The following is a 12660-nucleotide window of genomic DNA, read 5'->3' on the forward strand; positions in this document are numbered from 1 at the left end:
ATAGTCTTTCATCTAGTGTACTAGGAAATGGACAAGTCGACAAACGATACTAGGCGAAATATGGCATAATAGCAAATGAATAGATTGAGAAAGGTGGGGTAGACATGCGACTGGAGCAAATTTATCCTGCGGTCCGAAAGTTCGTGACACGCGTGACGGATGTTAAAGAAGAACACGGATACTGGGTTGCTTTAGAAGAAAGTTATTTTTATCCGGAGAGTGGCGGACAGCCGGCGGATCGAGGGACATTAAACGATTTGAAGGTTCGTGACGTTCAACTTAAAGCCGGCATCGTGTGGCATCAAGTTGATCAAAAAATCGAAGGTACTGTTACGGGCGTCATCGATGACGCCGTTCGGACGGATCATGCGGCACAACATACGGCGCAACACGTAATCTCAGCGATTTTGCAGGACGAGTTCAATATCAAGACATTAAGTTTTCGGACGGGCTCTGAAGAATCGACACTAGATATTGAAGCAGGTGAATGGAATGATGCCTTGCAAGCGCGTCTTGAAAAAAGATTGCGCCACGTCATTACATCGGCGTTACCGATTACGGCGAACGAGTACGACGAGGCGGCGGCACTCGCACTGCCTTTACGTAAAACACCCCAAGTGACAGGAAAGATTCGTGTCGTCCAAATCGGTGAACTGGACTATAGCGCCTGTGGAGGAACACACCTCGAATCGACAGCTGATTTAGAATTGATTATCTTGACAGGGCAGGAGCGGGTTCGGGGGAATATTCGACTGATGTACGTCGCGAAAGGGCGCGCATTTGAGTTGTTAACGAAGGAAAGACGTGCCTTGCGTGAAGCCGCTCAATTGTTATCGGCTAAAAAAGAGCAGCTGCCGCAAGCCGTCGAAGAATTAAAACAAGATGTCGTTCGCTTGAATCGGATGATTGAAACAGTTCAAGCCGCACATGTCCGTACGGAACTCAATAAACTACTGGCGTCGACGGAGGATTGGATTTTCGTAAACCATGCTGACGAGGCATTGCCATTCTCTGAAAGACTAGTCAAAGCGATTGCGGAAGCAGGACGTCTCGGACTCATTTGGAACGAATCAGCTAAAAAATTATTGATGCAAGGATCAAGTCCGGTCCACCTTGGGAAATTTGCCAAAGTCCATTTGAAGACGTTCAATGGACGTGGTGGTGGTAGCGAGCACGTCGCACAGGCGATGTTCAACACGCATGAGGATGCAGTTGCTTACATAGAACGATTGAAGGAGGAACAAGTAACATGACAGTGATTCAAGTAAAAACAGCAGAGCAGCACCAAGCAGTCCGAATGATTCGCGAACGGGTCTTCGTCGAAGAACAAGGGGTTCCTCGTAATCTTGAATATGATACCCATGACGAAACAGCGATTCACTTGCTTGTCCTTGACGAACAAAATCGCCCTGTCGCGACAGGACGGACACGTCCCTACGACGATCAACGGATGAAGGTCGAACGTGTTGCGACGCTAGCTGCGACACGTGGGAAAGGCTACGGCGGTGAGCTGATGCGAGCAATGGAACGCGTGGCGAGACGAGAGGGTCGGAGCATCTTGACGCTTGGTGCTCAAGTTCAAGCGATTCCTTTTTATCAAGGCTTAGGATACAACATCATGTCCGACGAATTTGATGATGCCGGCATCCCACACCGAACGATGGAAAAGAAAGTTTAATTGAGAAATTTTAAAGAAATCCTGTAAAAAGGGTTTCTTTTTTTGAAAGTCTATGTATATATATAATTAATAATGAATTTTTATACAGACAGATGAATTCGAAATCAGGGAGGAATTAATAATGACGAAACAAAAATTAATTTTAGCGTATTCTGGGGGACTTGATACATCGGTGGCAATCAAATGGTTGAGTAAGGATTATGATGTCGTCGCTTTATGTATGGACGTCGGCGAAGGAAAAGATTTGACTGTCATCAAAGAAAAAGCGTTGCTCGTCGGAGCCGTCGAATCGATTGTTCTTGATGTCAAAGAAGAATTCGCAAATGAATTCGTCTTACCAGCACTTCAATACGGCGCCCACTACGAAGGCGCGTATCCACTGATTTCGGCACTGTCTCGCCCGCTGATTGCTGAAAAGCTCGTCGAAGTTGCGCATCAACATGGCGCAACGGCCGTTGCACATGGTTGTACAGGAAAAGGAAATGACCAAGTCCGGTTTGAAGTTTCGGTCGCAGCACTCGATCCTTCACTGGAAGTCATCGCCCCTGTACGGGAATGGAAATGGTCACGTGAAGAGGAAATCGCTTATGCAAAAGACAACAATGTCCCGATTCCAATCAATCTCGACAGCCCATATTCAATCGATATGAACCTTTGGGGACGGAGTAACGAATGTGGTGTCCTTGAAAACCCTTGGACAGAACCGCCGCAAGATGCTTATGCACTGACGGTCGCACCGGAAGAAGCACCGGATCAAGCAGAAGAAGTCATTATCGGTTTTGAAGCGGGTGTTCCGACTTCAATCAACGGAACAGTCTACCCACTGGCGAAGTTGATTACAGAACTCAACATCATCGCCGGAGCACATGGTGTCGGACGGATTGACCACGTCGAGAACCGTCTCGTCGGAATCAAATCGCGGGAAGTGTATGAATGCCCGGGAGCAACGGTCTTGCTAAAAGCCCATGCCGCACTCGAGACCATCACATTGACGAAAGACGTCGCTCACTTCAAACCGATTTTAAGTCAACAATATGCAGAAACAATCTACAACGGTTTGTTCCACGCACCGTTAACGAAAGGTCTGAAAGCATTCTTAAAAGCGACGCAACAAGACGTCACGGGCGAAGTACGGGTCAAACTCTACAAAGGGAATGCGACGGTCACAGGACGTCAGTCACCGGTGTCACTTTATGACGAGAAGCTTGCGACGTATACGAAAGAAGATGCGTTCGATCATGAAGCAGCGAAAGGATTCATTAAATTGCACGGTCTTGCGATTGCGACACACGCAAGTGTTCATCGGCAGGAAGGCGTGACAAAATGACGAAACTTTGGGGCGGACGGTTTACAGAAGGGGCTTCCGCTCAGGCTGAAGCGTTTGGGGCATCGATTTCATTCGACCAAAAGCTTGCGGCAGTTGATTTAGAAGGAAGTCTCGCCCATGCCAATATGTTGTATCAACAAGGTATCCTAGAAGAGACGGAATGGAAAAAAATCGAAGCGGGTCTCAAGACGTTACAAGCTTCGATTGGAACACATGTCTATTCGCTTGCTGACGAAGACATCCACATGAATCTCGAACGGTTGCTGACGGAACAAATCGGACCGGTCGCAGGGAAGTTGCATACAGCGAGAAGTCGGAATGACCAGGTTGCGACGGATTTACATTTATGGATGGAACAACATGTGCTTGATTTAATCGAAAGCCTCCGCAACTTGCAGACGGTGATTACGGAACAGGCGGATGTACACATCGAAACCGTCATGCCGGGGTATACCCACTTACAGCGGGCACAACCGATTTCACTTGCACACCATCTACTCGCGTATTTTTGGATGTTCGACCGTGACGTAGATCGTCTGACAGATAATTTGAAACGGATTCGGATTTCGCCGCTCGGTGCTGGGGCACTCGCCGGGACGACATTCCCGATTGACCGTTTCAAGTCAGCGGAACTGCTCGGATTTGAGCACGTCTATCCGAACAGCCTCGATGCTGTATCGGACCGTGACTTCGTCATTGAATATCTCGGGATTGCTTCGACGGTCATGATGCACCTCTCACGCTTTTGTGAAGAAATCATCATCTGGGCGTCGCAAGAATTTTCATTCATCGAATTGTCAGATGCATTTTCAACGGGTTCGAGCATGATGCCACAAAAGAAAAACCCGGACTTCGCTGAATTGATTCGCGGAAAAACAGGGCGTGTCTATGGAAACCTGATGGGGTTCCTGACGACGATGAAAGCATTACCGCTCGCTTACAATAAAGACATGCAAGAAGATAAAGAAGGTGTCTTCGATACGGCAGATACCGTTTTACAATCCGTTCAAATCTTTACGGGAATGCTCGAATCAGCAACGTTTAAGACAGAAGCGCTCAAGAAGGCGACAATGCAAGACTTCTCGAATGCGACGGAACTAGCAGATTATCTCGTCACAAAAGGTGTTCCTTTCCGGGAAGCGCATGAAATCGTCGGAAAAGCGGTCCTCCATTGTGTTCAGACGAATTGTTTCTTAAAAGATTTAACGCTTGAAACGTATCAAACGTTCCACTCCGTCATCGCGGAAGATGTTTATCCGCTCCTCGACCCGGTGCAAGCAGTAGCAAGAAGAGGAAGTTACGGCGGGACAGGTTTTGCTGCTGTTTCTGTACAACTCGATCAAGCGAAGAAAAAACTCGCGGATTAACGGAAAAATGAAAAAATTTTAGCGAATGACTGGATTTAACAAAAAATGTTTGCTATAACTGTAACTAACAACCGACAGATAGAGGCGCGGATGACATCAGTAACATCATTTATTGAAGCGAGCATGCTGAGTGATGTGAAAGGGGAAATCCGCCGAAGTGAATGAGAAAGATGCTTCTTCTCATTTGCTGGTACAACGGTTAAGATCCGTTGTACTGCCGAAACCGATGTTTCGGAGCGCTATCTTACGTAAAAGAACGAAAGACTTTGTCTTCGTTTGTCCGATCGTGATAACGACGGGCCGTAGGAACGCTCCTACCGGCCCGTCGTTTTTTTCTGTTTCGGGACAAAGGAGATAGGATTGTGACAACTGTACTTAAATTTGGTGGTAGCTCGGTCGCGACTGTCGAACAGATTCAGTCAATTGCGAATTATTTAAAAAATCGGACAGAACAAGGTGAAAAATTAGTGGTCGTCGTCTCTGCGATGGGGAAGATGACAGACTCGCTCATCGCACAAGCGCAAGCAATCACGGATCGTCCTGAACGACGTGAACTCGATCGATTGCTCGCAATCGGCGAAGAACAAACGATTTCGTTACTCAGCATCGCCTTAAATTCCGTCGGAGTAAAAGCCTTATCACAAACAGGTGCGCAGGCAGGAATCAGCACGATGGGGGTTCATACGAAAAGTAAGATTAAACAAATTGACGGGGACTTGTTACGAAAGAAACTCGAAACCTATGATGTCGTCATCGTCGCCGGATTCCAAGGTGTCAACGAGCTTGGGGATGTTACAACACTCGGTCGTGGTGGGTCAGACACAACGGCTGTCGCCTTAGCGGCCGTCCTTGATAAGCGCTGTGAAATCTATACGGATGTCGACGGTGTCTATACGGCGGATCCGCGGATTCATCAAGCGGCACAGCCGATTCCACAAATTTCATATGATGAAATGATGGAAATGAGTGCACTGGGGTCGAAGGTAATGGAGATGCGCAGCGTCGAACTCGGGAAAAAATACGGCGTGCATATCTTTGTTGGGAAAACACTTGAATCGGAAAGAGGGACTTGGATCATGGAGGCAACAGAAACGATGGAACAAAAAGCAGTCACGAGCGTCAGTGTAACGAAAAATGTTTTGACGGTTTCAATCAAACACGTTCCACAAACCAATTCAGCAGTCGCCGACATTTTTGAATTGTTATCGAATCGCCATGTCAATATCGACATGATCAGTCAAACGACCTTTGATAGTGACGTGTTCCTCTCGTTCTCTTGTCCACTCGATGAAGAAGAGTTTCTCGAAGAGGCACTGAAAGATATCATCGATCGTTTTCCGACCGTTAAAGTCGATCGTCATAACGAGCATGCCAAGTTATCGGTCGTCGGAATCGGAATGCGTGACGCAACGGGCGTCGCATCAAAATTATTTGCGACGTTCCGTGCCGAGAACATCACGTTTTATCAAGTCACGACATCAGAAATCAGTATCTCGTATACAATCGCACAAGCAGATATCGAACGAACGGTCGCGGCGATCGCGAACGCGTTTAGCCTGTAAGGAGGAATGAACATGTACCACGTAGCAGTCATCGGTGCGACAGGCGCCGTCGGACAAAAGATGTTACAAGTCTTGAAGGAACTCGATTTTCCAGTCGGTCAACTGTCGGCGTATGCTTCAGAACGATCAGCAGGAAAAGTCGTTTCGTTTAATGGAACGGACGTGACGATTACAGCTTTATCGGAAGACATCATCCATCACGGGATCGACGTCGCATTATTCGCAGCCGGTGGAGCAATCAGTGAACAGTATGCCCCCTTGCTGGCAGAACACGGAACACTTGTCGTCGATAATTCAAGTGCTTTCCGGATGCAAGAGACGATTCCGCTCGTCGTACCAGAAGTCAATCCGGAAGCGGTCAGCAGCACCGACCGACTGATCGCTAATCCGAACTGCTCGACGATTCAATCCGTCGTTGCCCTGGCACCACTCAAACACTTAGGTTTTGAACGAATCACGTATACGACGTATCAAGCAGTCTCCGGTTCCGGTCAAAAAGGAATTGAGGACTTGGCGCGAGGCAGCCGCGGTGAAGAACCGGTCAACTATCCGCACCCGATCCATGATAATATCTTGCCGCATATCGATGTCTTCTTAGAAGACGGGTACACGAAAGAAGAGCAAAAAATGATTGACGAGACACGGAAGATTTTTAACCAACCGAACTTACCGGTCAGTGCGACGTGTGTCCGTGTTCCCGTCACAAATTCGCATTCGGTTGCAATCAACGTGACGTTTTCAAACGAGACGACGGTCGAAGCGATTCGCACAGCACTTGCTGACGCGCCAGGCGTCGTACTGGTTGATGATGTTTCGCGAAATCAGTACCCGATGCCGCTTGATGCAAGCGGGACGGACGAAGTGTACGTCGGGCGGATTCGTCAAGATCAAACGCTCGCGAACACATTCCATCTGTGGTGTGTCGCGGATAACATTCGAAAAGGCGCGGCGTCAAATGCAGTCCAGGTCGCGCGTCATGCTTTAGAAAACGGCATCCATTCTTAATCATACTAAGGAGGAATTTAACATGTTCAAAGGAGCAGGAACAGCACTAGCGACACCGTTCAATTCAGCAGGTGAACTCGACTTAGTCGTTTTTGAACAGTTGATTGAACAGCAACTTGCAGCCAATATCCAAGCGCTCGTCGTCGCCGGGACGACAGGTGAAGGATCGACGCTTTCGAGCGAAGAGTTCGAAACGTTACTTGAGACAGCAGTCCGTGTCACGGCAGGTCGTGTTCCGGTCATTGCCGGTACGGGAACGAACAATACGGCACAGACGATTGAAAAAACGAAAACGGCTCAGCGGCTCGGAGCGGATGCAGCGATGCTCGTGACACCGTATTACAATAAAACGTCACAAGCCGGTTTGATTGCTCACTTTACCGCAGTCGCGGATGCTGTCGAATTACCCATCATGTTATACAACGTACCTTCACGGACGGGTGTCGCGATTGCAGTTGAGACAGCTGTAACACTCGCGGAGCATCCGAACATTCAAGCATTCAAAGAAGCGAGCGGGGATGTCAGTTTCATGGGTGAATTGATGACGGCACTCCCCGAAGGTTTTGCAGTCTTCTGTGGCAACGACGATCAAATCCTGCCGTACATGGCATGGGGAGCACAAGGTGTCATCTCGGTCCTGTCGAACCCGTACCCGGCAGAAACACAAGCGCTTGCTGAAGCCGTGCTCGCAAACGACTTAGTGACGGCACGACGCATTCAAAGTGATTTAATGCCTGTCATCGCAGCCATCTTTAGTGACGTCAACCCGATTCCTGTTAAAGCAGCACTCGAAGAAGTCGGGTTTGCAGTCGGTGCACCACGCTTGCCGCTCGTTCGCCAATCCGAAGCCGGGCATGCACACTTACTCGAGACGATGCGTGCTTATAAAGGAGTGGTTCGATGAAGCTTGCCATTCATGGATATGGTGCGACAGGGCATTATGTCGAGGAATTGGCACCCGCTGAAGTTGTCGCCGTTATCGATCAGACGAAGTCAGCGGAGAAAATTCCTTCGTATCAAACGGTGTCCGAGCTAACAGAAGAAGTCGATGCCATCATCGATTTCTCTCACCCGAGCTTGTTGCCGGATTTACTGGCGTATGGCCTCAAAACGAAAACACCGCTCGTCATCGCGACGACCGGATTTTCGGAAGCGGAGTTACAAACGATAAAAGACGCTTCGACTGAAATTCCAATTTTTCAGTCGTACAACATGTCGTTCGGGATCGCGATGATGCAGCAATTGTTACAGGTGCTCGTACCACTCGCCAGTTCGTTCGATATCGAACTATTAGAAAAGCACCACAATCAAAAGGTCGATGCACCAAGCGGGACGGCAGAACTCTTATTGCGGACGATTCAAGAACTTCGTGACGTCCAGCCGGTCTATGAACGTGAATCGACACGGGAAAAACGCCAAGCGTCTGAGATCGGCATGCACTCGATGCGTGGTGGAACAATTTTCGGTGAACATGAAGTGTTGTTCGCCGGGGTCGATGAATTGATTGAAATCAAGCACACGGCATTATCAAAAAAAGTATTTGCTTCAGGTGCGATTAAAGCAGCCGAAGCACTCATTCAAAAATCGGCGGGACTCTACACGTTAGAGACGCTCTACTCACAGGAGGATTCACATGTTACTAACTGATGCTTACGAAATTGCGAAATTCATTAAAGATGCTAAAAAACAGACACCGGTCAAACTTTACGTCAATGGCGATTTAGCGGGCTTGACGATTGAAGGGGCGACAGCTTTCGGATCGGATGAATCAAAAATTTTCTTTGCAGATGCAGGACTTGCTGCGACTTTCTTAGAAAAGTATTCAGACCGAATCACGGACGTCCACGTCGAATACGATCGTCGGAACAGTGCTGTACCGATGCTTGACACACGTCACTTGAATGCGCGAATCGAACCGGGTTCGTGGATTCGGGATCATGTCGTCATCGGCGATAACGCCGTCATCATGATGGGTGCAATCATCAATATCGGTGCATCGATCGGAGATGGTACAATGATTGATATGAACGCCGTCGTCGGAGCACGTGGCACGATTGGGAAAAACGTTCATGTCGGCGCAGGTGCCGTGGTCGCAGGTGTCCTTGAGCCACCTTCAAAAACACCGGTCATCATCGAAGATGGTGTCTTGATCGGAGCGAACGCCGTCATCTTGGAAGGCGTCCGTGTCGGAAAAGATGCAGTCGTTGCAGCAGGCAGTGTCGTCACAGAAGACGTCCCTGCAGGTAGCGTCGTTGCTGGAACACCAGCACGCGTCATCAAACAGAAAGACGAAAAAACAGCAGAGAAGACGCAACTAGTGGATGATTTACGTTCACTCTGATTGACGTCGAAGAGGAGGAAAACACATGGCAGTGGATACACAGTATGGTGAAGCGATTTGGTTAGACGGGATTTTTCATGATCCAAAAGAAGCGAATACGAGCGTCATGTCACACGCGATTCATTACGGAAGTGGTTTTTTCGAAGGGATTCGTGCTTACGCGACGCCTGACGGTCCGGCAATTTTTCAATTGACGGAACACATCGAACGTCTCTTCCGGAGTTGCGCGTTCTATCACGTCACGATTCCATATACAGTGGAAGAACTTGTCCAGGCAACGATTGATCTCGTTGCGAAAAATGGCTTTGAGTCTTGTTACATCCGTCCATTCGTTTTCCTCGGTACACCGTGGCAAGCCTTGATGGCAAAAGATACGACGGTTCACGTCGGCATCTCATGTTGGGAACTTGGTGAATACTTCGATAAAGGTGTCGGCATTCGTGCGAAAGTCGCCTCTTACCGTCGGGTATCGTCAACGATGATGCCGATGCAAGCGAAAGCCGCTGCGAACTATATGAACTCACAACTCTTAAAAGGCGAAGCCCTTCGTGATGGATTTGACGAAGCAATCGCACTCGATATGAACGGTAATGTCAGTGAGGCAAGTGTCGCGAACTTATTCATGTTGAAAAACGGGACAATCTACACGCCGTCACTAGACTGTTCTGTCCTTGACGGCATCACGCGTCAAGTCATCATGCGCCTCGCGCAAGATCAAGGGTACCCGGTCGTCGAACGTCATATCGGGCGTGACGAGCTGTATGTCGCAGACGAGATTTTCTTAACAGGGACAGCGGCAGAAATCACGAGTGTTGGTGAAATCGACCATATTACAATCAACGGCGGAACACGGGCTGTCGCGGATGAATTACTCGAGCTTTACCGACAAACGGTCTCAGGACAACTCCCGCAATATGCAGACTGGTTGACACACGTCACACCAGCGGTAGCTGAATGAATACACGTACACGCGTAACAATCGATCGGGAAGCGGTGCGACAAAATGTCGCATCGGTCTTCGCTCGATCGCAAAAACAGATTTTCGCCGTGGTGAAGAATAATGCCTATAACTTAGGTATGCTTGAAATGGTCGGGACATTGATGGAAGCGGGCGTGCATCATTTCGCTGTCGCTGAAGTTTATGAGGCAATTGAAATTAAAACGAATTTTCCAGACAGTTATGTCTTAGCGATGAATCCAGCGACTCAGTTCGAGGCGGCTCGAGACTATGGCATCGCGCTTGGAATCCCGTCGGTAGATTGGTTGAAGCGGTATCAAGCAGACCTTTCGAACATCGAACTCCATTTAAAGGTCAATGTCGGGATGAACCGTTTTGGTGTCAGTTCACTTGAAGAAGCGCAAGCAGTCCTTGAAGTAGTGCAGGAGCAACAGCTCTGTTTGACAGGGCTATATACACATTTTCCGCTCGCAGACGAGCCGGGAGCGGACCATGATGGACAAGTCGAGCGTTTCTTAGCGATTGCGAACGTCGTCCAGACACAACATGAATTTACGTACATGCATGCTGAAAATAGTGCGACGATCGTCAAACATGACGAGCGCCTCGCCTTTTGTAACTATGTTCGTCCCGGTATCTTTTTGTTCGGTTATTCACCGATTGAAAAGATGGACTGGTTAGTCCCTACATTACGGATGACGACAGAAGTCGTTGAAATCCGTGAAGTTGGGGCGGACGAACACGTCGGATACGGTACGTCTTACACGACGGATCAACCGCTTCGTGTCGCCGTCTTACCGGTCGGTTATGGTGATGGTGTCGTCCGAGGGCGGTCCGCTTTACCTGTATTGATTCACGGGAAACCGTATTCAATCATTAGTAAATTATTCATGAGCCATACGTTCGTTGCCGTTGATTCGACAGTCGAAGTCGGGGATGAAGTCGTCTTGTACGGGGACGGAATTGAAATCGACGACATCACACGGACGGGAACGGCAAATAATTCGGAACAGATGTGTGCACGCTCATGGCGATTGGCACACCGTTATCTATAAGGAGGAACTATTTATGTACGGAAGCTCGTATTTGACGGAACAAGACAACACGCTTCAAATCGATGGTGTCGCAGCAACAGATTTAGCAGCACAATATGGAACACCCCTTTACGTGATGGCAGAGCGTGAACTGACAGACCGTTTAGCGACCGTACGAGATGGTTTCTTAACGAAATATCCGAATACGTATGCTTCCTTTGCTTCAAAAGCGTTGACGATTGGTGCCGTCTATCAGCAAGTCGTACGTCACGGACTCGGAATCGATGTCGTGACGGGGGGCGAGCTTTACATCGCGCGTCAAGCGGGTGTACCGGCAGAACGGATCTATTTCCACGGCTCGAACAAATCGACGCAGGATTTACGGTATGCCGTCGAAGAAGGCGTCGGAAAAATCGTCATCGACCATTACGGTGAGATTGCACAGCTCGAACAAATTGCAGCAGATGCTTGTCAGACGGTAAACGTATTGATTCGAATCGTCCCCCAGGTCATCGGTGGGGCACATACTAAAATTCAGACGGGCGGCGTTGATACGAAATTTGGATTCTCGACCCATGATGAATCGTATCTTGAAGCCGTTCGGGCAATCTTAGCGTCGGAACATCTTGTCCTGCTCGGTATTCATTGTCACGTTGGATCACAAATCCAAGATCTTTCGTTGTTCGAGCGGACGGCGCGGACGATGATGGGGTTTGTCGAAACGATTCGTCAAGAAACGGAATTCACGGCGAGCGAAGTCAACGTCGGCGGTGGATTCGGGATTGCATATACGAAAGACGATGTCCCGCTTAACTTTGAGCAAACGATGGAGCACGTCATGGCAATCATCGAGGAAGAGTCGACACGACTTGGAATCGAACGTCCACGGATTGGGATTGAACCAGGGCGGTGGGTTGTCGCGAATGCCGGGACGACACTCTATACGGTCGGGGCGATTAAAGAAGTCCAAGGGGTTCGGACGTATCTGTCTGTTGATGGCGGCATGGCAGACAATATCCGTCCTGCGCTGTACGGTGCAGTCTACGAAACAGTCATCGCCAATCGGGTGACAGGAACGCTGCGCGAAGTGACGGTCGTTGGTGCTGCTTGCGAATCCGGCGATTTAGTCGCAGAAAAAGCGCAATTGGCGGAACCGGCTAGCGGGGATACGCTGGCGGTCTTCGGGACGGGTGCCTATAATTTCTCGATGGCGAGCAACTACAATCAATTTTTACGTCCGGCAGTCGTCTTCGTCAATCAAGGGGAAGCGCGGGAAGTCGTCCGGCGCCAAACATATGCGGATCTCGTTACGTGTGATCTCGGTCTAGAAAACGTACGATCTTAATAAACAGCAAGCCTTCCCCGTCGACCGAAACGAGGAAGGCTTG

At 48.9% G+C, this 12660-nt stretch carries 12 protein-coding genes and 1 riboswitch; all 12 genes read left to right on the forward strand.

What is annotated here, in order from left to right:
- The first annotated feature begins 104 nt into the window (after window positions 1–104).
- Window positions 105–1253 carry an alanine--tRNA ligase-related protein gene (locus KNQ05_RS11145; RefSeq protein WP_214805401.1) on the forward strand — a complete coding sequence of 383 codons (1149 nt, stop codon included), beginning with the start codon at window positions 105–107 and terminating at the stop codon, window positions 1251–1253.
- Complete coding sequence (locus tag KNQ05_RS11150; protein ID WP_088836301.1) at window positions 1250–1678, forward strand: GNAT family N-acetyltransferase; 429 nt, start codon at window positions 1250–1252, stop codon at window positions 1676–1678. The genes KNQ05_RS11145 and KNQ05_RS11150 overlap by 4 nt, the downstream gene beginning before the upstream one ends.
- Window positions 1679–1799: 121 nt before the next feature.
- Window positions 1800–3005: an argininosuccinate synthase gene (locus KNQ05_RS11155; RefSeq protein WP_088836302.1), complete on the forward strand. Its 1206-nt coding sequence runs from the start codon at window positions 1800–1802 to the stop codon at window positions 3003–3005.
- Window positions 3002–4372 carry an argininosuccinate lyase gene (gene argH / locus KNQ05_RS11160; RefSeq protein ID WP_214766737.1) on the forward strand — a complete coding sequence of 457 codons (1371 nt, stop codon included), beginning with the start codon at window positions 3002–3004 and terminating at the stop codon, window positions 4370–4372. Before KNQ05_RS11155 ends, argH begins: the two co-directional genes overlap by 4 nt.
- Before the next feature lie 71 nt (window positions 4373–4443).
- Window positions 4444–4622, forward strand: a riboswitch (Lysine riboswitch).
- A 112-nt stretch (window positions 4623–4734) separates the two neighbouring features.
- Window positions 4735–5934 (forward strand): aspartate kinase, encoded by a 1200-nt coding sequence (locus KNQ05_RS11165; protein WP_029332620.1) that lies wholly within the window; start codon window positions 4735–4737, stop codon window positions 5932–5934.
- Between the two features lie 12 nt (window positions 5935–5946).
- On the forward strand, window positions 5947–6939 hold the full coding sequence (locus tag KNQ05_RS11170; RefSeq protein WP_088836304.1) for an aspartate-semialdehyde dehydrogenase: 993 nt from the start codon (window positions 5947–5949) through the stop codon (window positions 6937–6939).
- Window positions 6940–6961: 22 nt separating this feature from the next.
- Entirely contained in the window at window positions 6962–7843 is an 882-nt protein-coding gene (dapA, locus tag KNQ05_RS11175) for a 4-hydroxy-tetrahydrodipicolinate synthase (protein ID WP_088836305.1), read from the forward strand.
- Window positions 7840–8586 (forward strand): 4-hydroxy-tetrahydrodipicolinate reductase, encoded by a 747-nt coding sequence (dapB, locus tag KNQ05_RS11180; RefSeq protein WP_088836306.1) that lies wholly within the window; start codon window positions 7840–7842, stop codon window positions 8584–8586. Before dapA ends, dapB begins: the two co-directional genes overlap by 4 nt.
- Window positions 8573–9280, forward strand: coding sequence for a 2,3,4,5-tetrahydropyridine-2,6-dicarboxylate N-acetyltransferase (dapD, locus tag KNQ05_RS11185; protein ID WP_088836307.1), 708 nt, complete (start codon window positions 8573–8575; stop codon window positions 9278–9280). Before dapB ends, dapD begins: the two co-directional genes overlap by 14 nt.
- A gap of 25 nt (window positions 9281–9305) precedes the next feature.
- Window positions 9306–10238, forward strand: coding sequence for a branched-chain amino acid transaminase (locus tag KNQ05_RS11190; protein WP_029332625.1), 933 nt, complete (start codon window positions 9306–9308; stop codon window positions 10236–10238).
- Window positions 10235–11293, forward strand: a complete 1059-nt coding sequence (alr, locus tag KNQ05_RS11195; RefSeq protein ID WP_088836308.1) for an alanine racemase — start codon at window positions 10235–10237, stop codon at window positions 11291–11293. Before KNQ05_RS11190 ends, alr begins: the two co-directional genes overlap by 4 nt.
- 13 nt (window positions 11294–11306) lie before the next feature.
- Window positions 11307–12617, forward strand: a complete 1311-nt coding sequence (gene lysA / locus KNQ05_RS11200) for a diaminopimelate decarboxylase (RefSeq protein WP_214805403.1) — start codon at window positions 11307–11309, stop codon at window positions 12615–12617.
- The last annotated feature ends 43 nt before the right edge of the window (window positions 12618–12660 follow it).

It is taken from the genome of Exiguobacterium sp. s125 (assembly GCF_018618605.1).
Taxonomy (GTDB): Bacteria; Bacillota; Bacilli; order Exiguobacteriales; family Exiguobacteriaceae; genus Exiguobacterium_A; species Exiguobacterium_A oxidotolerans.

What these genes read in the sequence shown, in the direction of transcription:
- KNQ05_RS11145 (WP_214805401.1), top strand. Translation starts at nt 105, where the DNA reads ATGCGACTGGAGCAAATTTATCCTGCGGTCCGAAAGTTCGTGACACGC.
- KNQ05_RS11150 (WP_088836301.1), top strand. Translation starts at nt 1,250, where the DNA reads ATGACAGTGATTCAAGTAAAAACAGCAGAGCAGCACCAAGCAGTCCGA.
- KNQ05_RS11155 (WP_088836302.1), top strand. Translation starts at nt 1,800, where the DNA reads ATGACGAAACAAAAATTAATTTTAGCGTATTCTGGGGGACTTGATACA.
- argH (WP_214766737.1), top strand. Translation starts at nt 3,002, where the DNA reads ATGACGAAACTTTGGGGCGGACGGTTTACAGAAGGGGCTTCCGCTCAG.
- KNQ05_RS11170 (WP_088836304.1), top strand. Translation starts at nt 5,947, where the DNA reads ATGTACCACGTAGCAGTCATCGGTGCGACAGGCGCCGTCGGACAAAAG.
- dapA (WP_088836305.1), top strand. Translation starts at nt 6,962, where the DNA reads ATGTTCAAAGGAGCAGGAACAGCACTAGCGACACCGTTCAATTCAGCA.
- dapB (WP_088836306.1), top strand. Translation starts at nt 7,840, where the DNA reads ATGAAGCTTGCCATTCATGGATATGGTGCGACAGGGCATTATGTCGAG.
- dapD (WP_088836307.1), top strand. Translation starts at nt 8,573, where the DNA reads ATGTTACTAACTGATGCTTACGAAATTGCGAAATTCATTAAAGATGCT.
- KNQ05_RS11190 (WP_029332625.1), top strand. Translation starts at nt 9,306, where the DNA reads ATGGCAGTGGATACACAGTATGGTGAAGCGATTTGGTTAGACGGGATT.
- alr (WP_088836308.1), top strand. Translation starts at nt 10,235, where the DNA reads ATGAATACACGTACACGCGTAACAATCGATCGGGAAGCGGTGCGACAA.
- lysA (WP_214805403.1), top strand. Translation starts at nt 11,307, where the DNA reads ATGTACGGAAGCTCGTATTTGACGGAACAAGACAACACGCTTCAAATC.